The organism is Rhizobium sp. CF080, from assembly GCF_000282095.2.
Taxonomy (GTDB): domain Bacteria; phylum Pseudomonadota; class Alphaproteobacteria; order Rhizobiales; family Rhizobiaceae; genus Neorhizobium.
This window is the reverse complement of record NZ_AKKC02000004.1, coordinates 1,158,353-1,180,757: the sequence shown is the minus strand read 5'-3', so window position 1 is coordinate 1,180,757 and position 22,405 is coordinate 1,158,353. Positions and strand designations below refer to the sequence as shown.

Below are 22,405 nucleotides of genomic sequence, written 5' to 3'. Positions count from 1 at the left end.
ACCGGCCGCGGATGGAAACGGGAGGATATTCTATGCCAGAATTCGATCTTGACGCCGTTCGCGCCGAACTCGCTCCCTCCGGCACTCTGATATGCGCCTTGAACCATGGAAACGTGGTTCTCGTTCGCCGGGGGCCGACGGATGATACGCCAACCGGTGTGTCCGTCGATCTGGCCCGGGCTCTTGCGGCGAAACTGGCTGTGCCGATCGCGTTTCGCCATTACGACAAGGCGGGCGCGGTGTCGGGAAGAGCCGGCACGGGTGAATGGGGCGTCTGCTTCCTGGCGATCGACCCGCAACGCGCCGAAGTCATCGCCTATAGCGAACCTTATGTGCAGATCGAGGGTGCTTTCCTCGTGCGGTCCGAAAGCCCGGCGAAAAGCCTGCAGGACGTAGATCGGCTTCAGTTGCGGATCGGCGCGGTCAAGGGAAGCGCCTACGAACTCTTCCTGTCGCGCAATGGCGGGGCAGGGCAGTTGACGCTGTTCGACAGTTTTCCTGAGGCGATGGCCGCACTCGACCAGGGCGCTCTCGACGGTCTTGCAGGCGTCCGGCAGGCGATGAACCAGGTTGTGGCGAGACATCCCGGCTTCGAGGTCATGGCCGAGCCTTTTATGGCTATTCCCCAAGCGGTCGGGGTCAGCGTGAAGCAGGCGCTTGGTTCACGGTTCGTCGCGGCTTCTGTCCGTGAATTGAAGACGGCCGGCTTCATTCGCCAGTCTCTCGATAAAAGCGGGCATCCAGACGTCAGCGTACCTGCTTAAAACAAAGCCGGTTGGCCTGTCTCCCCTGCACCAGCCCCTCGCTCAGCGGCGAGGTTGAACCTCAGGTGGGGTCGAACCGCGGAGCGTTGCGGCCTGCGTCGACGTCAGCGGGCGGATGTTTCTCCCGTGGAGAAGCAGGAAGAGCTTGGCCGTCTCCTCCAGTTCTTCGGTCGCGTATTGCGCATCGAGAAGCGTCTTGCCGGCGACCACCGGGCCGTGATTGGCAAGCAGCACGGCATGGCTGTCGGTCGCTTTTTCGGCCACCGCCTCAGCCAAAGCCTCGTCGCCGGGCGGATAATAGGGCACCAGCGGGAGCCTGCCCACGCGCATGACGTAGTAGGCCGTCAGCGGCGGCAGCACGTCTGCGGGGTCGATGTCGTCGAGGATGCTGACGGCCACCGCATGGGTCGAATGGAGATGAACGACCGCACCGCTCATCGTTCGTTTGCAATACATGCATTGATGCAGGAAAGCTTCCTTGGTCGGCTTGTCGCCATCCTGCCAGACGCCTTCGGCCGAGAAGCGTGACAGACGTTGCGGTTCAAGGCCGCCGAGCGAGGCATTGGTGGGCGTCATCAGGATTTCGCCCCTCGAAAGCCGCGCGCTGATATTGCCCGTCGAGCCGAAGGTGAGGCCGCGGTCGAACAGCGACTTGCCCACGGCGACGATCTGGTCGCGCAGCCTGGTTTCTTCGGAAAGGATTGCCGTCATGCCACCAGGTTCCAGGCCTTGAGGAAAAAATCGTCGGCGCCGAAATTGCCGGACTTGAGTGCCAGTGCAACGGGTTGGCTGCCGACACTCACCGTCCACGGCACGCCGGGATCGATTTCCGGCCCGATCCGCAAGGCGGGAACGCCGAGCGCGTTGACGACGGCACCGGACGTTTCCCCGCCGGCGACGATGAAACGATGAAAACCTTGGGCGCGCAGTTCGGCGGCCACAAGGCCGAGCAGTTCCTCGACAATCTCGCCGGCTGCCTGCCTGCCGAGTGCTTCCTGAGCCGCGCTTACCTCGCTTGGGTCGGCGCTGGAATAGACGAGCGGCAAGGGCTCCGGGACGGACCTGATCCATTCGACCACCGCCTGAGCAGTAATCTTCCCCGAAGCGATCGACAGCGGATCGATCTTGTAGGCCGGGACGCCGCTGGCTATCGCGGCTACGACCTGCCGCCGTGTTGCCGCCGAACAGGAGCCGGCAAGGACGACCCCGCGGCCCGCTGGAACTTGGAACGCGGCGGTGCCGGAGGCCGCGCGCAGCTTGCCGGCCTTGCGAAAATTCTCGGGCAGGCCAAGCGCGATGCCCGAGCCGCCGGTGACTAGCCTCATGTCGGCCAAGGCCTCTCCGATCACCCGAAGATGACTGTCGGTCAACGCATCGACGATAACGGCACGGTGGCCGTCATCTATCGCCTTGTCGAAGGCGGCACGGATCACCGCCGCGCCGCGATCAACCGTTTTGAACGGCACCAGCCCGACGCTCGATCTAGACTGCGCTGCGAGAACCCGCACGAGGTTGGAATCGCTCATCGGTGTCAGCGGATGGTCCTTCATCGGGCTGTCGGAGAGCAGCATGTCGCCGAAGAAAAGGTGGCCCTGGTAGACCGAGCGCCCGTTGGCGGGAAAGGCCGGGCAGGCGATGGTGAGCGGTGCGGCAAGCCTTGCCTGCAGCGCGTCGAGAACCGGGCCGATATTGCCTTCGGGCGTCGAGTCGAAGGTCGAGCAATATTTGAAGATGATCTGTTCCGCACCGCCGGCGATCAGCCATTCGGCCGCGGCAAGCGACTGGGCGACGGCGTCGGCCGCCGCAATGGTCCGCGACTTCAGCGCGACGACGATGGCATCCGCATCGCCGATATCGAGGTCTTCATCCGGAACACCGACCACCTGGATGGTGCGCATTCCCTCGCGCGCCAGCATCAGGGCCAGATCGGTGGCACCGGTCAGATCGTCGGCCACGGCTCCAAGCAGCATCAGGCGGTCCTTTCCGGCTGCAGCACGAATGGCCGCATCCAACCGAGCCCGTCACTGGTCCGGCCCTTCGGCACGTATTCGCAGCCGATCCAGCCGTCATAACCCAGTCTTTCAAGCGTCGAGAAAATGAAGGGGTAGTTGATCTCGCCGGTGCCCGGTTCGTGGCGGCCGGGATTGTCGGCGACCTGGACGTGGGCGATGCGCGGCTGCAGCCGTTCGAAATTGCGCACGAGATCGCCTTCCATGACCTGCAGGTGATAGAAATCATATTGCAGGAAGAGATTGTCCGAGCCGACACGCCTGGCGATCTCCTCGTATTTGGCGATGCTCGAGACGACGCAGCCCGGCGTGTCGCGCTGGTTGAGGATTTCCAAGAGAAGCTTGATGCCGTCCTTTGCGAACCGCTCGGCCGCATAGCGCAGATTGCCGCAAAGCGTCTCGTCGGCTTCTTCATCCGACACGCCGGCGGGCTTCAGACCGGCAAGGCAATTGAGCTGCCAGCCGCCGAGCGCCTTGGCGTATTCGACAGCCGTTTCCAGCCCGTCACGAAACTCTTCCGCGCGCCCCGGGAGGCAGGCGATGCCGCGCTCGCCGGCATCCCAGTTACCGAGCGGAAGGTTGAACAGCACCTGCTGCAGACCGTTCCTCCTCAGGCAGTCGGCAAGCACGTCCTTGGGGATATGATAGGCGGCACGGTATTCGACGCCCTTGAACCCATCCGCCGCCGCCGCTTCGAAGCGATCGAGAAAGTCATGCTCGGTATAGAGCTGCGTCAGGTTGGCATTGAATTTCAGCACAGGCGGTATCCTCGGTTCCCCTAGCCTCAGGAGTAACGATAGGCGGCGCCTGCGTCCAATTGCAACATCCTCGCCATTTATTCGATTGACATATTATTTGCGGGATAAAACTAGCCGTCTTTTATGCGGGTGAACGAATAAGACGCCGATCACTTTGAATTGGCCGAACCGGCCCCATGCCTCCTATTGTCTGGTAAAACTTACATTGAACCGGCGGGCGATCGGCCGCCGCCACAGGAGCGCGTGATGACGACTTTGAGAGTGTTTCAGCAGCCCAAGCGACGCGTTTCGCCGGAAACGGTCGACAAGTTCCGCACCATCCCCGCGGCGGTCATCAGCGATTCGATGTCCCGGCTGGCAGCCGGCGGCGCGGCACTGCGGCCGATGCATGGCGGCGGAAAAGTGCTAGCAGGATCGGCTTTCACGGTGAAGACGCGTCCGGGCGACAATCTCTTCGTCCACAAGGCGATCGATACGGCGATACCGGGCGATATCATCGTCGTCGATGCGGGCGGCGATCTCACCAATGCGATCGTCGGCGAGATGATGCTGACCCATGCCGAGACCCGCGGCATTGCCGGCGTGGTGATCTACGGCGCGATCCGCGATTACGGGCACGTCAAGAACCACACGTTCCCAGTCTTTGCGGCCGGCGTCACCCATCGCGGCCCGCTGCATGACGGCCCGGGCGAAATCAATGTGCCGATCGCCATCAACGGCATGGTGATCGAGCCCGGCGACCTGATGATCGGCGACGACGACGGCCTGATGTGCATTCCCTACGACGAAACCGAAATCGTCTATGGCCCCGCCGCCAAGCGCCTTGCCGGCGAAAATGCGCAGCGCGAACGGGTCCGCAACGGCACCGTCGACCGCCGCTGGATCGATGACTGCCTCGCCAAGATCGAGTACTCTGTCGAATACCTCTGAGGTCGAAACCATGTCCGCTGCCGTCGACACCAAGCCCGCGCCCGTCTCCGTCATGAGCGCACTCATCCTGCGGGCGATCGTCGATGAGACGATCATGCCGGAATTCGAAAAGACCGGCGGCGCGGCGCGGATGATCTGGGATCCGACGGTCGGCCTGATGCGCCGCATTGGCGAAGGCGAAAAGGCCGATGCGATCGTAGCGATCGACTGGGCGATCGACGAATTGCAGGCGAAGGGCCTTCTCGACAACGCCTCGCGCCGACCCTTGGCGCAGGCCTCCGTCGGTGTCGCCGTGCTGGCAGGCGCTCCGAAGCCAGATATCTCCTCGGCCGAGGCGCTGCGCCGAACGCTGATCGAGGCGCCGACGCTCGTCTATTCGCGCACCGGCGCCAGCGGCATTTTCTTCGAAAAGATGATCGACGATTTCGGCATCGGCGAAGAGATCAGGGCGAAGGCCCTGGTGGTCAATGCCGGCCTGACGGCGGAAAGGCTTGTGACCGGGGAGGTGGGGCTTGCTATCCAGCAGGTGAGCGAACTGCTCGCAGTGCCGGGCACCGATCTTGTCGGCGCCTTTCCGGCCGAACTCGAGGCGACGACGGATTTCAGCGTGGCGGTGTTTGCCGACGCGGCTGATCGGCAAGCCGCCGGGCGGTTTCTCGACCAGCTCTATACACCGTCTGCCCGCAAGGCCTATGAGGCGGCCGGCCTCGAACCCCGATTTTGACAGAGACGCGAGAACCCCATGCCCGCCAGACCCCGCATCGTCCTGCTCCACGCGACGCCCGTTGCTATGCAGCCCGTCCAGGCAGCCTTCAAGGAGCTCTGGCCGGAGGCCGAACTCGTCAATCTCCTGGATGACTCTTTGAGCCCGGACCGCGCGCGCGAACCCGAGCTGACCGAGGCGATGATCGACCGTTTCGTCAATCTCGGCCGTTACGGGCATTCGACCGGTGCCGACGGTATCCTCGTCACCTGCTCGGCCTTCGGCCCGGCGATCGAGAGGATGGCTACGGAACTGCCGGTACCGGTGCTGAAGCCGAACGAGGCGATGTTTCACGCGGCCGTCGCCAAAGGCAAGCGGATCGGCATGATCGCCAGCTTCGGTCCTTCGGTCGGAACGATGACCGACGAATTCGACGAATACACCGCCGAGGTCGGCTCGCCGGCGAGTTTGAGGACCATTCTCGTCGCCGATGCGATGACGGCACTCAAGGCCGGCGACGCGGCGACCCACAACCGGCTGATCGCCGAGCGGGCACCAGAACTCGCCGACGTCGACACGATCATGCTGGCTCATTTCTCGACGTCGCAGGCCGCAGAAGCGGTCCGGCAGCGGGTCAGCATTCCGGTGCTGAGTGCACCTGGTGCCGCGGTCATCCGCATGCGGGAACTGATCGAGGGGTAAGGCCTCGCCATCCCCGGCTCCGGAAAAGACAGAAGGCGCCGTTTTCCTGTTATCACGGACGCTCGGATTTCTGTGACAGCCTGGCGATGGCGGCAGCATCGACTTCCTGTATCCGCTGGGCGATCGCCGGCGGCACCTGCCGCAATGCATTGAGCGTCGCGATGTCGGCGGTTGCTGGAGAGCCGGAATACGGAGGCTCCGGCTCATATTCCATCTGCAGCTGGATCCTGCGGGCGATGTTTTCTCCCGCGAGCCTCGCAACCAGCTCAGGCCCGAAGTCGATTCCGGCCGTGACCCCGCCTCCCGTCACTCGCTCTCTGTCGAATACGACCCGCCGGTCTATCGGCCTGGCACCGTAGGCTGAAAGACGATGCAGCGCCGACCAGTGCGTGGTGCATTCGTAGCCCTCAAGGAGCCCCGCCGCTGCCAGGACCAGAGTGCCGGTGCAGACGGCTGTCATGAACTGGCAATCGGGTTCGATATCGCGCAGGAACGAAAGAAGGCGATCGTTCTCCATCGCATCCAGATTGCTCGCGCCGCCCGGTACGACCGCGATGTCAAGCCTGCCGCACTCGGCATAGGTCAGCGTCGGAAGAATGCTCAACCCTCCGCTGGCGCTGCGAACGGGAGCAAGATCGTTGCTCAGCAGATGGCAAACCGTATTCGGAAGTCGCGTCAGGACCTCCCAAGGTCCCGTCAAGTCAAGCTGGGTCAGTCCCGGAAACAGGACGAAGCCGATATGACGAACCGATATATCCTCGGACAAGGGGTGCTCCCTCCAAACGATGCTGTTGAGCATCTGTATCTGGCGACAGATGGCCTATCCACAGGAGGAGTTTGCCTACGCTCTGCCGATGACGTTGCGCGCCCAGTCGCCGATGATGCTGACCGTCAGCGTGCAGAGGAAGATGGTGATCCCCGGCACCACGGCGATCCACCAGCCGGTCAGCAGATAGGAACGGCCGAAACCGAGCATGTTGCCGAGGCTGCTCATCGGCGGCTGGATGCCGAGGCCGAGGAAGCTCAGCGAGGTTTCGAGCAGGATGACTTCCGGGAAGTTGATGGTGGCGGTGACGAGCAGCGTGCTGGCGATGTTTGGCAGCACGTGGCGCAGGTAGATGCGCGGCCAGGGAAAGCCGAGCGTGTTCATTGCCAGCACATAACCGCGGCCGCGGGATGCGAGCGTCATGGCGCGCGACAGGCGGGCAAAACGCTCCCAGCCGAACATGCCGAGAATGAAGATGAACAGGAAGATGTTGTTGCCGAAGAAAGCGGTCAGCGTCAGCGAGACGATGATGAACGGCACCGAGGCCTGGGCATCGACGGCGGCGACGATCAGCTGATCGACCCAGCCGCGGAAGTGCGCGGCAAGGATGCCGAGCGTCGTACCGATGAAGGCGGAGATGATGGTAGCGCCGAGCGCCAGCGCCAGGCTGGTGCGCAGCGACGCCACGAGCCGCAGGAAGATGTCGCGACCGAGGTCGTCGGTGCCAAGGAAATGTGCCCAGGTGCCGCCGAAGCCGACAGGCGGCTTCAGGCGCGTCAGCAGGTTCACCTTGGTTTCGCTGACGCCAGGCAGGAAGGGCACGATGATGATCAGCGACAGACAGACGACGAGCCAGAGGATCGAAATCTGCGCCGCGAGCGGCATTCCCGGAAAGCGGCGGGCCGGTTTTTCTGAAGCGACGACGGACATGGCGGCCTCCGGTCAGTTGTTATGGGCAAGTGCGGTGCGCGGATCGAGCTTTGCATAGGCCAGATCGACGATGAGGTTGGTGGCGATCATCAGGAAGGCGACCATCATGATGATCACCTGCAGCACCGCCAGATCGCGCTGGGCGACGGAATCGACGATCAGCCGGCCGACACCGGGCCAGCCGAAGACCGATTCCACCACCGAACCGGCAGCGATCATGCTGCCGACCAGGAGAGGCGTGATGGTCACGAGCGGCAGCATCGCGTTCGGGATCACGTGGTGGAGAAAGATCTGGAATTCGCCGAGCCCGCGCGCTCGCGCCGAGGTGACGCAGCTGAGCCGCAGGGCATCGAGCACGGCCGAGCGCACGAAGCGGGTGAAGATCGCAGCTTTCGCCAGGCCGATCGTCAGCACCGGCATGATCAGGTTCTGCCACGAGCCGTAGCCGTTCGACGGCAGGAGGCGCAGGTTGACCGACAGCAGCAGGATCAGCGCCAGCCCAAGCACGAAGTTGGGGAGCGCGAAACCGACCGTCGACAGCGACATGATCGTCCGGTCGAGCCGTCCGCCATTGTCGATCGCGGCGAGCGCCCCGACCGGCACCCCGACGACGATCATCACCACGGCGCTGCAGCCGACCAGCTGCAGGGTCGCCGGCAGGCGTTCCAGCACCACCGAGAGCGCGTCCCGGTTGCTCATGTTGGAAATGCCGAAGGCGCCGTGGAAGACGTTGTTCACATAGGTGAAATACTGCTGCAGGATCGTGCCGGTATAACCCCATTGCTCGCGATAGGCATCGAGCGCCGCCTGGGTCGTATCGTCCGGATTGAAGATCGCCAGAATCGGGTCGCCGGTGGCGCGTAGCGCCACGAAGACAAGCGTGACGATCACCCAGAGAGACACCACCGCGCGCAGCAGGCGAGTGAGGAGCAGCATGGTCAGATCCTCCCGTTGGTGGCGACGGCGCCATGGGGTTCGATTTGGTGAACCTGGACGGCCGTCTTGCCAGGCATGGCGTCGATCAGCATCTGCGTATATTCGTGGCGTTTGCCATCGGTGAACAGCGACACCGGGATGTCCTCGATCACCTCGCCATTGCGCAGCACGACAACCTGGTCGGCGATCTCGAAGACGACGCGCAGATCGTGAGTGATCAGCAGGATGGCGATGCCGAGGCGTTCGCGCAGCCGCTGGAAACATTCGAGAATGTGCTTCTGGATCCGCACGTCGACCGCCGAAAGCGGTTCGTCGGCGATCAGCACGTCGGGTTTCAAAAGAAGCGCGCGGGCGATGACGACGCGCTGCGCCTCGCCGCCGCTGAGATAGGTCGGCCGCCGTTCGAGCACATGCGCGCCGAGCCCGACATCCTGGGTGATCTGGGCGATATGGGCCTTGCGGGCCGCCGCGTCGCGCCAGCCGTGCACCTTCAGCACCTCGTGGAGCTGATCATCGACCTTCATCAGTGGATCGAGTGAATCGCGCGGATGCTGGAAGACCATCTGGACGTTGAGTTTCGGCGAGCCGCTCTGCTCGGAGGCGTGGGTGGTGATGCGGCCGGAGTCCGGCGAGACGAGGCCCAGCGCCATCTTGGCGGCGGTCGTCTTGCCGCTGCCGCTTTCGCCGACCAGCGCAACGATCTCGCCGCGATGGACGGTAAACGACATCGACTTGGCGGCCGGCACGCCGATCCCGGCCTTGCGGTCGCGCGCGGTGGAATAGAAGGTCTTGTTGACGTCGTCGAAGGTCAGTGCCAGCGGGTTGTGGCGGAGCTTCCCCGTCTCGCGGTCCGGCCATTCGACGCTCGCCGCATTGAAGAGCTCGCGGGAATATTCGGCCTTCGGCGCATTGACGATCTCGGCCGTCGGCCCCTGTTCGACCAGCCGGCCCTTGTGCATGACGGCGATATGGGTCGCCCGGTCGCGGACGATGCCGAGATCGTGGGTGACCAGCAGGACGGTCAGGTTGTTCTTGCGCCGCATCTCGTCGATCAGATCGAGCACTTCCGCCTGCACCGACATGTCGAGCGCAGTCGTCGGCTCGTCGGCGATCAGCAGCGCCGGATCGCCGAGCATGGCAAGCGCGATCATGACGCGCTGGTTGAGACCGCCGGAAAGCTGGTGCGGATAGATGTCGAGCCGCTGCTCGGCCATCGGGATATGCACGCCCTTCAGCGCATCGATGGCGCGGGTGCGCAATTCGTCGGCGCGGGCTGAAGGGTAATAGAGCCGGAGCGTCTCCAGCATCTGCGAGCCGATCGTGCGGACCGGGTTGAGGGCCGCCAGCGGATCCTGGAAGACCATGCCGACCGACTTGCGCCGGAACTGGATCAACTGCGATCTCGACAACGACCAGACGTCCTGGCCGTCGATGACGATCCGGCCCTTGAATTCCGGTTTGAACGGCAGAAGCCGCATCATGCTGTGACAGGTAATGCTCTTTCCGCTTCCACTTTCGCCGACGAGCGCGAAATAGCCGCCCTTGGCGATTTCGAAGGACACGTCTTCGACGAGCGGGATGGGTTGGTCGCCGCCAAGGGCAATGCCCAGGTTCTCGACGCGGCAGACCCGCTCCGCAATCTTATCGGAATTCATCCGTTCAACCCTGCAGACAATTGACTTTCATGATGCAATCGCTGCGGTGCCCTCTGTCCAAGGGCGCCGCAGTATTCGAATGTGTGCATAAACAAACCCGGAAATCCATCCGTTTTGTGCAATGCACTCAGGCAAGCGACGCTCCGCGGAAATCCATGTAGACCGACGGGATCGGCTTCCACTTGATGGACTTCTTCTTGCCGTAGAACACACCCATCGTATGCAGGATGATGCCCGGCGGGTCGGCGTCGAAAATGTCCATCATCTTGGCGAAGGCCTGCTTGCGCTCGCCAAGGTCGATGCTCGACTGGAGCTTGTCGCCGAGCGTGAAGAACTCCTCATTGGTCCAGACGTCCTTCTGCGACCGGTCGTAGGAACGCCACAGGCCGAAGAGTGGGTCGTTGACCAGAACCGGATCCACACCGTTGCGCATGCCGACGCCCGGATAGGCCATCATCTGCGCGAAGTTTTCGACGATCTGCAGGTCGATCTTGACGCCGATCTGCTCCCACATCGACACGACGATCTGCGCCGTTGCGAGTTCCGGACCGTAAGCCGCGGTGCGAATGCGGTAGGGGATCGGCTGTCCCTTGTAGCCGGCGGCGTCGAGAAGCTTCTTGGCTTCTGTCGGATCGTATTTGTAAGCCGGTCGTGACGCATCGAAGAACGGACCGTAGGCCGGCAGCTGGTGGCCGTGCGGCACGTCGACCTTGCCCTGCCAGAGCGCATCGACGATCGCCTGGCGATCGACCGCAAGACCGAGCGCCTTGCGGACACGGACATCCTTCAGCACTTCGTTGCGGGTGTCGAACTTGATGATACGCAGGCTGGCAACCGTGCCGCCGACGATTTCAAGGCTGCTGTCGCGGGTGACGGCATCGAACTGGTCGGCCGGCACGTCGGTAATGATGTCGAAATCGTTGCTGGCGAGCCCGGCGATACGCGACGACAGTTCCGGCGAGGAACTGTAGGTCAGCGCCTCGATATTTGGCTTGCCGCCCCAATATTGCGCGAAAGCCTTGAGCTTCACGGCATCAGGTGAAAGGGATCCGACCGAGAACGGACCGGTGCCGACCGGCTTGCGGGCAAAACCGGCAAAACCTCCGGCCGCTTCGAAAGCCTTCTTGCTGACGATCTGGCTGCCCCAGGCGGTCAGGCGCAGTTCCAGTGCCGGGTCGGCGACCTTGGAGGTGACGCGAACGGTCTTGGCATCGACCGCATCGACCGACTTGATGGTCGAGAGGAACTGCTGGGCGACGCCATAACCCGGAGACTTCGGGTCGAACATGCGGCCAAAGCTGAACGAAAAGACGACGTCGTCGACGGTCAGGGGCGAGCCGTCGTGAAAGAGCACCCCCTGGCGCAGCACAAGTTCGATCGTCTGGGCATCGATACGCTTCCAGCTTTCGGCAAGCGCCGGCTTCAGGGCGCCATCGCCGGCATAGTTCACCGTCAGCAGCGTGTCGTAGATGTTGAGCATGGTCCGGTAGCCCGGATTGGTCTGGTAGAGCAGGGGATCGAGCTGCTTCGGCAGTTCGTCGAGCGCGACCCTTAAAGTGCTGCTGCCGGCAGCCTGGGCGAAACAGATCGTCGGTGCGCCGAGCAGGCCATAGGCAGCTCCCGCACCCAGGAGAGTCATGGCGGATCGTCTGGTGACTTGCATTTTTTGTTCCCCGAGAACGTGTTGGACATTCATGACTGACATTTGTCAGGACTATTCTTATTTGATCTGTCTGCACGCGGCGGGCGTTCTGGCCATGCTGGCCTGCCGGACCGCTGTCTTTCTGGCTGTCGGCGGGGAGCCGTGACGCTTATCGATGCGCCTTGTCCGGCTTGTCCGACGTTGTTGATACCCACGTTAAGGGTACGGACTTATTCCAGTCCAATACGGATTGCTGCGCTTCTTATTGTCTCTCCATATATGTTCCAGGACGAAACCTCGATCGGCCCAAATGAATGAGCGCTTAGCTCGCGAGGTTCTCGATGAGTTCGCCGACGAATTCCTGGTCGGATGTGGTGACGAACAGATCGGCGACCTTCTGGATCGCCATCAGCGTCTTGTTCGGCTCGCCGTAGGATCTGGCGTCCGGTTCTTCAAGCACCACGAATGACAGCATGGAGGCGGTTCTTTCGGTCTGGAAGGGGAAACGGACGTCCTCGCCCTTCTGGTAGACGACGATCACCGCATTGGGTCGAATGCCGTTCACCGGCTCGTCCATCGGCTGGCGCCTGTCCGGATCGAGCGGGCCTGTCGTCAGGATATTGTCACGCTTGCGGTTGAACTCGGCGATGAGGCTCTCGGCGCTTTTGCCGATCGCCAGCACCTTGACATAGCGCGGCTCAGAATTGCGGTAGTCTTCGATCCGTTGCCCCGGCCGGCCGCCGAGAAAGCTTTGTACGATCATCCACAGTCTCCCGGCGCAGGGCGCCAAACCTCAATCCATAAACCGGCCGCCCGAAAGGTTCAGGCATTCACCCGTGACGAAACCGGCATTGCGCGCGGCAAGGAAAAGGACCGCATGCGCCGCTTCCTCGCTGCGGCCGAACCGACCGACGGGAATGGCGCCCTTCAGTCGCGTCCGCTTCTCCTCCGTCATAGTCTTCACCTGCGGCTCGAAAAGGGCGGTGGCGATGCCGTTGACGGTGACGCCGTGCTCTGCCGTTTCGGCAGCAAGCACGCGGGCGAAGGCGAGCAGCCCGCCTTTCGCCGCCGCATAGGGCGCGACGTCGTGGTGCACGCCGGTCTTTGCCGACATGCTGGCAAACACGATGATGCGGCCGTAGCCCGCCTTCACCATGTGGCGGGCAGCTTCCTGCATCTGCAGGGCAGGGATCACCATTTCTTCCTCGGCGACGCTGCGCATCTCCTCGGGCGTCATGTCCAGCACCGGCTTGTTCTTCACCGGGCGGGAGGAGACGACAAGGATATCGAGGCCGCCGAGTTTTTCGATGCAGCTTTCGATGAGATCCGCAGGCAGGCCATCGGAAGCGATATGCTCGCCGGCCGGCGCATTCGCGTCATCCGTCAGCACTGTGGCTCCGGCCTCGGCAAGCGCCGAGACAACTGCGGGGCCGACGCCGTAGCCAGCGCCGATCACGACCGCGCGCTGGCCGGTCAGGTCTGCTGTGACGAGGTGGGCGATGTCGATGGCGTTCATGGCTTATCCTTTTGCGAGCTGGGCGAGACTGGTCGCCGGATCGGCGAGCGCCGCATCCGGGACCGGCGTGCCGTTCAGGATCAGTTGCTTGATGAAGCGGATGTCGCGCGGATTGTTCATGCTGTTGCCGGCGACGACTTTTTCGCCGTGCATATAAATCGCCGTGAACTTGCCGCTCTCGCGCTCCCCGCGCCAGATGATCCTGTCCCAGGTGGTGGGCGCACCGATGATCTGGAGATTGGTGTCATATTGATCCGACCAGAACCACGGCAGATCCGCATAAGGGGTTGCTGTTCCGGCAATCGCCTTGGCGACCGCGATCCCTTGGTTCTGGGCGTTCTGCCAGCTTTCCAGCCGCAGGCTGCGGCCGAGCAGCGGGTTGAAGTGCCGCGTCACGTCGCCGACGGCGAAGATTTTCGGATCGTCGGTCCGGCCGAAGGCGTTGACGATGATGCCGTCGTCGCAGGCAAGGTGGGCCGCTTCCGCAAGATCGCTATTGGGTATCGCGCCGATCCCGACGATGACGAGGTCGGCTGGAAGGCGTTCACCCGAACCGAGCACGACGACCGCCTGCTCGCCCTCTGCCTCGATCTTGTCTATCGCCGCCGAAAAACGGAAATCCACACCGCGGGCTGAATGTCCTGCTGCGATGGTTTCCGCGACGGACTTGTCGATCACTCGCCCCATCGCATGAGGGGCCGCATCGACGATGGTCACTCCACAGCCGGCCTCGATGGCGACCGCCGCGAATTCGAGGCCGATGAACCCGGCGCCGATGGCAACCACCTGGCTCCCCGGCTTCAGCCAGGTGGCAATCTTTTCCACATCCGCGATAGTGCGCAGCGTATGGACCTGCGGCAGGTCGGCTCCCTTGACGGGAAGCGGGCGCGGCCGACAGCCCGTCGCCAGCACCAATGTTCCGTAATCGAGGTTCGAACCGTCATCGAGGGTCAGGCTGTTGCGGTCGCGATTGATATGCCGAACCCGCCGGTTGAGCATCAGCTCGATGCGGTTGTCCGCGTAGAAGGTTTCCGGCTTGATATAGGCGCTTTCGATCCCGGCCTTGCCGGCCAGGATCGCCTTGGACAGCGGCGGCCGCTCATAGGGCGGATGGGCCTCGTCGCCGATCAGCACGATCCGCCGCTCGGGATCGAGGCTGCGCAGCGTGATCGCCACCCAGGCGCCGGCCTGTCCGGCGCCGACGATCACCACTGTTTCGCGGTCGCTTTGCATGGTGCTTTTCCGGGCGGTCAAACGGCGACGAAGGGTTCGCCCATGCGAACGACGGAGGCATCGAGTGCGGTTTCCTTGAAGGGACCGTCCTCAGGCAGGATGAAGGAGGCGGAGCGCACCTTCTGGGTTTCCGGCTCCAGGCCGGGCGGCGTGCCCTTGCCGGCTTCGAGAGCCTTGGCGGCCTTGCGCATCCGCATCCGCGCCATGATGATCGCGTTGTCGGTCGAAACCAGGTTTTCACGCGAACGGTCGGCGATGGCGCCCATGCTTTCCTGCAGCGAGGAGTCCTGGATGGCGATGCCCTTGATGCCGCTATAGTGGATCTTCTGGCGCTGCGCCTCGCGGTTCATCAGGTAGTCGTTGTCGATATTGGCAGTCGGGCGGAACGTGCCAGGGATCAGGGTCGGGTGGACGCCGGCGCCGTTCTCCATCAGGTCCAGTTCCGCAGGTGTCAGCGCCCGGGTCGGATGGAAGGTCATGGTCCAGGCCATGCAGTTGTTGTCGTCCATCGGCACCCAGGCATGGCCGTTCAGCGCATTGCCCTTGTAGGGCGGGATCAGCGTGTAGAAGGGCATCATCCACTGGGTGACCCGCCAGTAGTGGAAGCCGGGCTCGGCCGGACGGCGGGCGCCGATCAGCAGTCCAGCGGTCGATTCATGGATGTCGAAGGTCGTCGAGGTGCTGCGCGCATATTTCGAACCGTCGGTGCCCTTGTGCAGCGGATCGCGATGCAGGTCGCCGCTGTGCAGGAAGGAGACGTGGCTGGAGTCGATACCGCCTTCCACCGCCTGCAGGTAATTGCTTTCCTGCCAGCGCTTGGAGAGATAGCGCTGCTCCGGCGCGACTTGCGTCCATTCGAAGGCCGGCACTTCCGGCTGTTCCTCCGGCGGCCCCATATAGGTCCAGATCACCCCGCCGAGCTCGACGCAGGGGTAGGACTTGAGCTTGATCTTCTGACAGAAGCCGGAAGAGGCCGGTTCCGATGGAACTTCGACACACTGGCCCGTCGTGTCGTATTTCCAGCCGTGATAGGGGCAGCGCAGGCCGCCTTCCTCGTTGCGGCCGAACCACAGCGAGACGCCGCGATGGGCGCAGAACTCGTCCATCATGCCGATCTTGCCGTCGCTGTCCTTGAAGGCGATCAGCCGTTCGGAGAGAAGCGATACGCGCACCGGGTCGCAGTCCGGACCGGGCAGTTCGGTCGCCATCAATGCGGGGAGCCAGTACCGGCGAAACAGGTTGCCCATCGGCGTGCCCGGACCTGTGCGGCACAGATACTCGTTTTGCTCGGCAGTGATCATGGCGTCCATCCTCTTTGGTTGTATCAGGCCCAAGTGATCATTCGGACCCCATTCTGAACACAGGTTGACACCCCAACACATATGGCGTCCAATATGAATTATGGATTTTTTGATTGAGCTGGAGATATAAGTGGAGTTACGTCAATTTCGCTATTTCGTCGCCGTCGCTGAAGAACTCCACTTCACAAGGGCCGCCGAACGGCTCCATATCGGCCAGCCGCCGCTTAGCCTGCAGATCCAGGCGATCGAGCGCGAGCTCGGTGTCCTCCTCCTCAAGCGCACCCGTCGCAAGGTGGAATTGACCCCTGCCGGCGAGCTTTTCCTGCAGGAGGCGCGTCTCGCGCTGATGCAGGCGGCGCGTGCCATCGATACCGCCAAGCGCGCCGCGCGCGGCGAGATGGGGACGCTCAGGGTCAACTTCATCACCTCGGTTCCGCTGGTGAATGCCTTCACGACCGCGGTGCGCCGTTTCCGCATCGCCATGCCCGACGTGCACCTCGAACTGAAGATCAAGCCGTCGCCCGAAATCATCGACGACGTGCTTTTGAGCACGATCGATATCGGCTTCACCCGGCCGGCCCTGCAGGCCGTGCTACCCTCGAAACTGAAGGCGACGCCCGTGCATCGCGACAAGCTGATGCTGGTCCTGCCGATCGACCATCCGTTGAGCCGCGAGGAAGGCCCGATCCCGATCGGCCGGCTGAAAGCCGAGCGTTTTGTGCTGCGCCCGCTCGGCACCGGTGCCGGATTCTACGAGCAGGTATTCTCCATGTGCACGGAAGCCGGGTTCACGCCGCTGATCGTGCAGGAGGCGACGGAAGCGGCGACCATTCTCGGCCTCGTGGCCGCCGGCGTCGGTATCACCATCGCCCCGCAGGCGCTGCAGAGCATCATGGTTCACGACGTCGTCTGGCGGCATCTCTCCGATGCGCAGACGGACAGCGAGGTGGTGATGATCCACAACAAGACCACCTCGAACCTGCTTCGGGACCAGTTCATCGCCGGCCTGAAGCCGCTGCCGGATTCGGTCAGGATAGACCGGCGCTGATATCGATGAAAATTGCCTCGTCGCTGACGACAGGTGTCCAGACCTTGATCGGCACTTCGCAGGGCGGCGCGGTCGGCTGGCCGGTGCGCACATCGAACCGTCCCTGATGGAAGGGGCATTCCACTTCGCACCCCTCGATGAATCCGTCCGACAGGAACCCCGGGCCGTGGGAGCAGAGGTCGGCGGTGACGTAATACTGGTCGCCCGCCTGGAAGATCGCATAACCGAAACCGTCGATTTCAGCGCGGAACGGAAGATCCTCGCTGACATCGGCGGTTTCGCAGAGTTTCGTCAATGTACCGGTTTCACTCATTTTCCTACCTCGAAGACCGGCAGCCGCTTTAGGGCGACTGCCGGCTCAAGCCAAGGCCTCAAGCTCGTCCTCAGGCCGCCGCACTCACTTTCTGGGATTTCCAGTCGAAGGTGAGAATATCGGTGAACTCGCGCACGTTCGCCAGCGTCTCGAAGCGGGCCAGCGTTGCGACGATCTTGTCGGTGATCTCCTTGCCGGCAAACGGCAGGGCGTTGGCAGCAACCTTGTCGGCAATCTCGGCATCCGTGAATGGAGCCTTGGGATGGCCGGGGAAGGGCAGGGCTTCGCCATGTACGACGGTACCGTCGGCAATCTCGATCTCGACGCGCGACAGGTAACCGGCCGCCGCGCGGGCAAGCTTGCCGCCGGCGATGGTGCCGAGTTCGGGTGCTGGCACGCACTTCACCTTCTCGGCGATGAATTTCTGGCGGTCCGGTGCAAGCACCTTTTCGAGGTCGAAGCTGTCGACCTGGATATAACCGTCGAGAACCGCAGCGCCGACGATGTAGGGCATCGAGTGGTCGGCGGTTTCGCGCGAGATCGGATGGTACGGATCCTGGCGGATGGCGACCAGGTGGTCGTAGGCGCCTTCTTCGGAGAACACGCGGACTTCCTTGATCTTCGACAGGTCGGAGATCTTGGCACGAGCTTCGAGTGCCGCGCGGATGGCGCTGAGGCCGACGGAGCCGACCGGCCAGAGCTTCATATAGGTGTCGGCGATGCGCGACAGCTTGACGTCGTCGCCGAGCAGCTTCTGCAGGATCGGCAGCGGGTCATGTTTGTTGGCCAGCTTGACGACGAAGCCGTTATTGCCCGTGAACGGGCGCACGACGCTTTCGACGCCGGCCTTGGCGAGCAGGCAGGCCTGCAGCGCGTTGCGCACGGAATCGCTGCCGTTGAACCGCTTCCATAGCGTCAGGTCGCCGCGGCGGTTGAGCTCGCAGGACTCGACCTCGTCGCTGGCGAAATGCGAGGTGACGGTCATGCCGAAAGCTTCGCGGGCCTGGGTTGCATCGAGGCCGATGACGCGGGCGATTGCGGCGCAGGCGCCGATCTGTGTCAGGTTGGTGTAGTCCCAGCCACCGGGAGCGGTCGAAAACGCGTCGAACACGGCGGCCACGACTTCATAGCCGACAGCCAGCGCGCCCAGCAGTTCTTCACCCGAAGCGTTGACCCATTCGGCCGCGGCGATCACGCCGGCGACCATGTCGCTCGGATGGCCGCTGTTCTTCTGGCCAACGAAGAAGTCGTTGTAATCGTAACAGCGCAGCAGCGAACCGTTGACGAGGGCTGCCAGATCCGGGTTGACCCGCATCGACGTACCCCAGATGACGCTACCGTTCGGATTGGCGAACTGCGAGACATATTTGCGGGCGATATGAGAGGCCGGATGGTCGAAGGCGCCCAGTGCCACGGCGATGGAATCGCTTAAAGCCCGCTTTGCCGCATGGCGTGTCGCATCGCTCAGATCCGTCGAGACGGAAGCGGTGAACTTGCCCAAGAGCTCTGCGATCGCGTCGCGATAGATGATGTTATCTTCTGTCGACATGCTACTCCCTTTTCGTCGCTGTCCGTTCGAAAAGGCGGTCCGGCTACTTGACCGACAAGCCGCGCTCTCGAATATCATGTAGGTTGCGATGGAAAGAGGTACCGGCGGAAACTGAGTGTGTCCAATATCAATGCCCCGGTAAATTATTCGCTGATTTAAATATATCTGATCGACATGAAGTGCTCAGGCCCAGCTTTCCGGCATTTTCGCTTGGCAGCGGCCCGTCGCCCATCATTGCGAATATCGAATAAGTCTGCTGCCTGTTTATATTGGACGCAGATGACAGCCTCGTTTTAGCAATAGGACATCTTGTCCTTGAAGCGGCCGCATGGCGGGAGGCAGACCATTTCGACCCATATCCTGATTACCCAGCCCCAGGTGAAAAGCTGCGTCGATGCGTTGAAGCAGCAGTTCACGGTTCATAACCTCGCCACAGCCACCGACCCGGAAGCGCTGCTGCGGGAAGTCGGGCCTGAAATCCGCGGCATTGCCGGCGGCAAGGTGTCCGCTGCTCTTCTCGAAAAGCTGCCGAAGCTGGAGATCATCGCGGTATCGGGCGTCGGCTACGATTCCGTCGATGCCGCCGCCGTCAAGGCGCGCAACATCCGCCTCACCAACACGCCGGGCGTCCTGACCGACGCCGTGGCGGAGTTGACGATCGGCATGATGATCGCGCTGTCGCGCCGCATCCCGCAGGGCGACCGTTTCATTCGCGACGGCAAATGGCTGGATGGGGCTTTCGGCAATTGGTCGGAACTGAAGGGAAAGACGCTCGGCATCCTCGGTCTTGGCCGCATCGGCAAGGAGATTGCCAATCTTGCCATCGCTTTGAAGATGCACGTCGTCTATCACGGCCGCGCTGAGCAGAAGGGTGCGCCCTATCCCTATTTCGAAAGCGTCGTCGCCATGGCGCGCGCCTCCGACTGGCTGGTGGTGATCGCCCCCGGCAATGCATCGACGACCGGAATCATCTCCCGCGAAGTCCTGGAGGCGCTCGGCCCCAAAGGCGTGCTCGTCAACATGGCCCGTGGCAACATGGTCGATCAGGACGCGCTGGTCGACATGCTGGTGTCGAAGCAGCTCGGCGGCGCGGCGCTCGACGTGTTCGACAAGGAGCCGGCCGTGCCCGAAGCGCTTCTCGATCTCGACAATGTCGTCCTTTCACCTCACCAAGGCAGCCGGACGGAGGAAACGCGGGCCGCCGTAGGCGATATGGTTGTCGCCAACCTGACGGCCCATTTCTCCGGCAAACCGCTCATCTCGCCGGTTTTTTAGCTTGGCCCTTGGCCCCCTCGGTTTGACTCCAGATGTAACCCCGTGCAATGGCGGTCCGGCAATCGAGATAAGATGGAACCGGCATCTCAAGACAGCTGGCTGAGACGGATGGCGATTGGACGCAATACAGCCAGCGGAACAACGGACGCGGCACCGCCTGAAAGAAAGTGTTGCAACATCTTGCAACATTTTCGAATAAAGGTTTGCACGAGATCGGATAAAGCTAGAATAGCGATATTGTGGTCGGCGGAATTCAAGACACATCATGGCACAAGAAATGGCGGTACCGCCACAACCCCGTATTCTGATCGTCGAAGACGACGCCGATATTGCGGGGATGCTGGTCGATCTTGTCAAAGGTAACGGGTTTCAGGCGGCTTCGGTAACGAACGGGATCGAGATGGACAGGATTCTCGCCCGGCATGGATTTGATCTGATCCTGCTCGACGGAATGCTGCCCGGCGAGGATGGCTTCAGCATTTGCAGGCGGCTGCGATCTTCCGGAAAGACGCCGATCCTGATGCTGACGGCATTGCGGGAAGATATCGATCGCATCCTCGGGCTGGAGCTGGGCGCGGACGACTATGTAACCAAGCCGTTCAATTCGCGCGAGCTGATAGCCCGTATCAAAAACATCCTTCGAAGGGCCTCTGATCATAGTGAACCAGAGGTCGAGCTCAAGCCGATGACCTTCTCGGGATGGAGGATCGACCCGCGAAGCCGTCAGTTGTTCGACGCTGACGGCGCTCAGGTGTCGATGACGACGGCAGAGTTTGATCTGCTGTGGGCGTTTTGTTGCCATCCCAATAAAGTGCTGACGCGCGAACAGCTGCTGGCTATGACTCACGCGGGTTCAGCCGGCCCCGTTGAGCGGAGCGTCGATGCGCATATCAGCCGCGTAAGACAGAAGATCGAGCCCAATCTCAAGGACCCGACCTTCATCAAGACGGTGCGTCTTGGCGGCTATCTGTTCGCATCCAAGGTCGAACGTCAGCCATGAGCGGCCTACGCACCGCCTCGATCCGCAAGCAACTCTTTTTCCTTGCAATTTTACTGGTCGTGTTGGTGTCTGCTGTCGCCGCCGTGTCTGAACCCTTCATTTATGGAAGACATGACAAAGGGATCGAAATCGGCCTCTTCGCCGGGCGTCTGGAAACAGTCCTTGAACAATTCGGACGCAGCCGGACGATTCAGGAAGAAGATGAGGCGCTTCGCTTTGCCGAGCGACTGGGCGTTTCAGTGCAACGGGGTGCTCCTGCTCAGGCATCCGTGGCGTATCAGCCAGGAGTGCCGACCAACGAAATCCTTTCAAGAGTACGAGATCTCATCAACGACGGAATATGGACAGCGCTGAGGAATGCCGTCCGTATTTCCGACATGCCGTCCGTGTTGATTGTCAAAGTCGATGACAGCCGCGCGCTTTCGTTTCAGATGCCCCGGTTTCCGAGCAGTGTCTGGCTTGCTCCGGCCGTCGCGAGCGGTATCCTGAAAATTGTCATTCCTCTCGTATTGCTTGCCTATGTTGGCAGTTGGCTGATCACCGAACCTCTGGTTCGTTTTGCAGTTGCCGCAAGGCGGGTGAGCATGGACGACCATTCCGAGGAGCCCTTCAAGGCAGAGGGAGCCTCCGAAATCAGCAGTCTGGCCGCCTCTCTCAATGTCATGCAAAGCCGGATCCAGACAATGCTGCGCGATCGCACCAGCGTGCTTCGAGCCATCAGCCATGATCTGCGAACGCCGCTCACCAGGTTGCGGATGCGTATTGAGAGGTCAAGTGAGCCGGAGCTGAAGGAACTCCTGCTGGCCGACGTCAGCACGTTGTCCTCACTGATCGACGCGAGCCTGGGCTTCCTTGACAATAAACGAGAACCGCTCCGCAAAGTTGATCTGTCCAGCTTGCTTCAAACGATATCGAGCGACTTCGCAGATACCGGTGTCAATGTCAGCTTTGTCGGTCCCAGGCGGCTGACCTACATATGTATGCCGCAAGGCTTGACACGAGCGATTACCAATCTGGTCGACAACGCGTCGCGGTTCGCGCAACACATCGAAATCCAACTGTCGAAGCACCAACAGGGTGGCATCACCATCACCGTCTCCGACGATGGCCCTGGCCTGCCGGATGACCTCAAAGACAAAGTGTTGGAGCCGTTTTTCAAGGTGGATGAGTCCAGGCAGACTGGCGCCAAGAGCGGCGGCTTCGGGCTTGGGCTCTCGATTGCTCAAGGCATCGTCGCAACGGGGCATAAAGGTGTTCTCAGGCTACTCGATCGGAAGCCAAACGGGCTCATCGTGGAAATCCAGCTACCGTCAGTGAAATCGACACCAGTCATTGCACCAGATTTAGATGCCGTGAAGTCGTGACACCGGGCAAT

General features: G+C 62.1%; 22 protein-coding genes. 8 read left to right on the top strand and 14 right to left on the bottom strand.

All coding sequences use genetic code 11. From position 1 onward, the window contains the following. Positions 1-32 precede the first annotated feature (32 nt). The gene (locus PMI07_RS12510; RefSeq protein WP_007763467.1) at positions 33-764 is read left to right on the top strand and encodes a transporter substrate-binding domain-containing protein; all 732 of its coding nucleotides are present in this window, start codon (positions 33-35) and stop codon (positions 762-764) included. A gap of 42 nt (positions 765-806) precedes the next feature. On the opposite strand, the gene otnC is transcribed toward PMI07_RS12510, so the two are convergent. The 3 genes from otnC to otnI are packed head-to-tail and all read right to left on the bottom strand — an operon-like array spanning position 807 to position 3,531. Then, positions 807-1,475 carry a 3-oxo-tetronate 4-phosphate decarboxylase gene (otnC, locus tag PMI07_RS12505; protein ID WP_007763469.1) on the bottom strand — a complete coding sequence of 223 codons (669 nt, stop codon included), beginning with the start codon at positions 1,473-1,475 and terminating at the stop codon, positions 807-809. Then, the gene (otnK, locus tag PMI07_RS12500) at positions 1,472-2,734 is read right to left on the bottom strand and encodes a 3-oxo-tetronate kinase (RefSeq protein ID WP_007763472.1); all 1,263 of its coding nucleotides are present in this window, start codon (positions 2,732-2,734) and stop codon (positions 1,472-1,474) included. Before otnK ends, otnC begins: the two co-directional genes overlap by 4 nt. Continuing rightward, the gene (gene otnI / locus PMI07_RS12495; RefSeq protein ID WP_007763473.1) at positions 2,734-3,531 is read right to left on the bottom strand and encodes a 2-oxo-tetronate isomerase; all 798 of its coding nucleotides are present in this window, start codon (positions 3,529-3,531) and stop codon (positions 2,734-2,736) included. The genes otnK and otnI overlap by 1 nt, the downstream gene beginning before the upstream one ends. A 246-nt stretch (positions 3,532-3,777) precedes the next feature. Between otnI and PMI07_RS12490 the strand changes: the two genes are divergently transcribed. Genes PMI07_RS12490 through PMI07_RS12480 form a run of 3 tightly spaced genes read left to right on the top strand, consistent with a single transcriptional unit; the run spans position 3,778 to position 5,866 of the window. Then, positions 3,778-4,461, top strand: a complete 684-nt coding sequence (locus tag PMI07_RS12490) for an RraA family protein (protein ID WP_007756192.1) — start codon at positions 3,778-3,780, stop codon at positions 4,459-4,461. Between the two features lie 10 nt (positions 4,462-4,471). Continuing rightward, a complete protein-coding gene (locus PMI07_RS12485) occupies positions 4,472-5,185 on the top strand; it encodes a substrate-binding domain-containing protein (RefSeq protein ID WP_007756190.1) in 714 nt (237 codons plus the stop codon). Between the two features lie 18 nt (positions 5,186-5,203). Further along, positions 5,204-5,866 carry an aspartate/glutamate racemase family protein gene (locus PMI07_RS12480; RefSeq protein WP_007756188.1) on the top strand — a complete coding sequence of 221 codons (663 nt, stop codon included), beginning with the start codon at positions 5,204-5,206 and terminating at the stop codon, positions 5,864-5,866. 52 nt (positions 5,867-5,918) lie between these two features. Here the strand turns inward: PMI07_RS12480 and PMI07_RS12475 are convergent, their stop codons facing one another. The 9 genes from PMI07_RS12475 to PMI07_RS12435 form a co-directional block, all read right to left on the bottom strand. Beyond that, on the bottom strand, positions 5,919-6,665 hold the full coding sequence (locus tag PMI07_RS12475) for a DJ-1/PfpI family protein (RefSeq protein ID WP_051484132.1): 747 nt from the start codon (positions 6,663-6,665) through the stop codon (positions 5,919-5,921). Between the two features lie 42 nt (positions 6,666-6,707). Next, the gene (locus PMI07_RS12470) at positions 6,708-7,562 is read right to left on the bottom strand and encodes an ABC transporter permease (protein ID WP_007773401.1); all 855 of its coding nucleotides are present in this window, start codon (positions 7,560-7,562) and stop codon (positions 6,708-6,710) included. A gap of 12 nt (positions 7,563-7,574) precedes the next feature. Then, the gene (locus PMI07_RS12465; RefSeq protein ID WP_007773404.1) at positions 7,575-8,498 is read right to left on the bottom strand and encodes an ABC transporter permease; all 924 of its coding nucleotides are present in this window, start codon (positions 8,496-8,498) and stop codon (positions 7,575-7,577) included. 2 nt (positions 8,499-8,500) lie between these two features. Next, positions 8,501-10,153 carry an ABC transporter ATP-binding protein gene (locus PMI07_RS12460; protein WP_007773406.1) on the bottom strand — a complete coding sequence of 551 codons (1,653 nt, stop codon included), beginning with the start codon at positions 10,151-10,153 and terminating at the stop codon, positions 8,501-8,503. A 127-nt stretch (positions 10,154-10,280) separates the two neighbouring features. Beyond that, positions 10,281-11,816, bottom strand: coding sequence for an ABC transporter substrate-binding protein (locus PMI07_RS12455; protein ID WP_007773408.1), 1,536 nt, complete (start codon positions 11,814-11,816; stop codon positions 10,281-10,283). Between the two features lie 301 nt (positions 11,817-12,117). Beyond that, complete coding sequence (locus PMI07_RS12450; RefSeq protein ID WP_007759360.1) at positions 12,118-12,558, bottom strand: hypothetical protein; 441 nt, start codon at positions 12,556-12,558, stop codon at positions 12,118-12,120. A gap of 30 nt (positions 12,559-12,588) precedes the next feature. After that, a complete protein-coding gene (locus PMI07_RS12445) occupies positions 12,589-13,311 on the bottom strand; it encodes an SDR family oxidoreductase (RefSeq protein ID WP_007759359.1) in 723 nt (240 codons plus the stop codon). Positions 13,312-13,314: 3 nt separating this feature from the next. After that, a complete protein-coding gene (locus PMI07_RS12440) occupies positions 13,315-14,544 on the bottom strand; it encodes an FAD-dependent oxidoreductase (protein WP_007759358.1) in 1,230 nt (409 codons plus the stop codon). A gap of 17 nt (positions 14,545-14,561) precedes the next feature. Next, positions 14,562-15,845 carry a Rieske 2Fe-2S domain-containing protein gene (locus PMI07_RS12435; RefSeq protein ID WP_007759357.1) on the bottom strand — a complete coding sequence of 428 codons (1,284 nt, stop codon included), beginning with the start codon at positions 15,843-15,845 and terminating at the stop codon, positions 14,562-14,564. Positions 15,846-15,975: 130 nt separating this feature from the next. On the opposite strand from PMI07_RS12435, the gene PMI07_RS12430 reads away from it, so the two are divergent. Next, positions 15,976-16,893 (top strand): LysR substrate-binding domain-containing protein, encoded by a 918-nt coding sequence (locus PMI07_RS12430; protein WP_024163768.1) that lies wholly within the window; start codon positions 15,976-15,978, stop codon positions 16,891-16,893. On the opposite strand, the gene PMI07_RS12425 is transcribed toward PMI07_RS12430, so the two are convergent. Then, entirely contained in the window at positions 16,874-17,206 is a 333-nt protein-coding gene (locus PMI07_RS12425; RefSeq protein WP_007774732.1) for a non-heme iron oxygenase ferredoxin subunit, read from the bottom strand. The genes PMI07_RS12430 and PMI07_RS12425 overlap by 20 nt on opposite strands. A 70-nt stretch (positions 17,207-17,276) precedes the next feature. Beyond that, a complete protein-coding gene (locus PMI07_RS12420) occupies positions 17,277-18,755 on the bottom strand; it encodes an MmgE/PrpD family protein (RefSeq protein ID WP_007774728.1) in 1,479 nt (492 codons plus the stop codon). Positions 18,756-19,070: 315 nt separating this feature from the next. Here PMI07_RS12420 and PMI07_RS12415 point away from each other — a divergent pair, with 315 nt between their 5' ends. The 3 genes from PMI07_RS12415 to PMI07_RS12405 all read left to right on the top strand — a co-directional run bounded on the left by PMI07_RS12415 (position 19,071) and on the right by PMI07_RS12405 (position 22,394). Beyond that, positions 19,071-20,030: a 2-hydroxyacid dehydrogenase gene (locus PMI07_RS12415; RefSeq protein WP_007774725.1), complete on the top strand. Its 960-nt coding sequence runs from the start codon at positions 19,071-19,073 to the stop codon at positions 20,028-20,030. A 265-nt stretch (positions 20,031-20,295) separates the two neighbouring features. After that, positions 20,296-21,030, top strand: a complete 735-nt coding sequence (locus PMI07_RS12410) for a response regulator transcription factor (RefSeq protein ID WP_007774723.1) — start codon at positions 20,296-20,298, stop codon at positions 21,028-21,030. Next, complete coding sequence (locus tag PMI07_RS12405; protein ID WP_007774721.1) at positions 21,027-22,394, top strand: ATP-binding protein; 1,368 nt, start codon at positions 21,027-21,029, stop codon at positions 22,392-22,394. Before PMI07_RS12410 ends, PMI07_RS12405 begins: the two co-directional genes overlap by 4 nt. The last annotated feature ends 11 nt before the right edge of the window (positions 22,395-22,405 follow it).

Coding starts and splice junctions, on each gene's coding strand:
- PMI07_RS12450 (WP_007759360.1), bottom strand. CDS start 12,558: ATGATCGTACAAAGCTTTCTCGGCGGCCGGCCGGGGCAACGGATCGAA.
- PMI07_RS12435 (WP_007759357.1), bottom strand. CDS start 15,845: ATGATCACTGCCGAGCAAAACGAGTATCTGTGCCGCACAGGTCCGGGC.
- PMI07_RS12510 (WP_007763467.1), top strand. CDS start 33: ATGCCAGAATTCGATCTTGACGCCGTTCGCGCCGAACTCGCTCCCTCC.
- otnK (WP_007763472.1), bottom strand. CDS start 2,734: ATGCTGCTTGGAGCCGTGGCCGACGATCTGACCGGTGCCACCGATCTG.
- PMI07_RS12475 (WP_051484132.1), bottom strand. CDS start 6,665: ATGCTCAACAGCATCGTTTGGAGGGAGCACCCCTTGTCCGAGGATATA.
- PMI07_RS12460 (WP_007773406.1), bottom strand. CDS start 10,153: ATGAATTCCGATAAGATTGCGGAGCGGGTCTGCCGCGTCGAGAACCTG.
- PMI07_RS12410 (WP_007774723.1), top strand. CDS start 20,296: ATGGCACAAGAAATGGCGGTACCGCCACAACCCCGTATTCTGATCGTC.
- PMI07_RS12420 (WP_007774728.1), bottom strand. CDS start 18,755: ATGTCGACAGAAGATAACATCATCTATCGCGACGCGATCGCAGAGCTC.
- PMI07_RS12445 (WP_007759359.1), bottom strand. CDS start 13,311: ATGAACGCCATCGACATCGCCCACCTCGTCACAGCAGACCTGACCGGC.
- PMI07_RS12440 (WP_007759358.1), bottom strand. CDS start 14,544: ATGCAAAGCGACCGCGAAACAGTGGTGATCGTCGGCGCCGGACAGGCC.
- PMI07_RS12465 (WP_007773404.1), bottom strand. CDS start 8,498: ATGCTGCTCCTCACTCGCCTGCTGCGCGCGGTGGTGTCTCTCTGGGTG.
- PMI07_RS12405 (WP_007774721.1), top strand. CDS start 21,027: ATGAGCGGCCTACGCACCGCCTCGATCCGCAAGCAACTCTTTTTCCTT.
- PMI07_RS12490 (WP_007756192.1), top strand. CDS start 3,778: ATGACGACTTTGAGAGTGTTTCAGCAGCCCAAGCGACGCGTTTCGCCG.
- PMI07_RS12455 (WP_007773408.1), bottom strand. CDS start 11,816: ATGCAAGTCACCAGACGATCCGCCATGACTCTCCTGGGTGCGGGAGCT.
- otnC (WP_007763469.1), bottom strand. CDS start 1,475: ATGACGGCAATCCTTTCCGAAGAAACCAGGCTGCGCGACCAGATCGTC.
- PMI07_RS12485 (WP_007756190.1), top strand. CDS start 4,472: ATGTCCGCTGCCGTCGACACCAAGCCCGCGCCCGTCTCCGTCATGAGC.
- PMI07_RS12425 (WP_007774732.1), bottom strand. CDS start 17,206: ATGAGTGAAACCGGTACATTGACGAAACTCTGCGAAACCGCCGATGTC.
- PMI07_RS12480 (WP_007756188.1), top strand. CDS start 5,204: ATGCCCGCCAGACCCCGCATCGTCCTGCTCCACGCGACGCCCGTTGCT.
- PMI07_RS12470 (WP_007773401.1), bottom strand. CDS start 7,562: ATGTCCGTCGTCGCTTCAGAAAAACCGGCCCGCCGCTTTCCGGGAATG.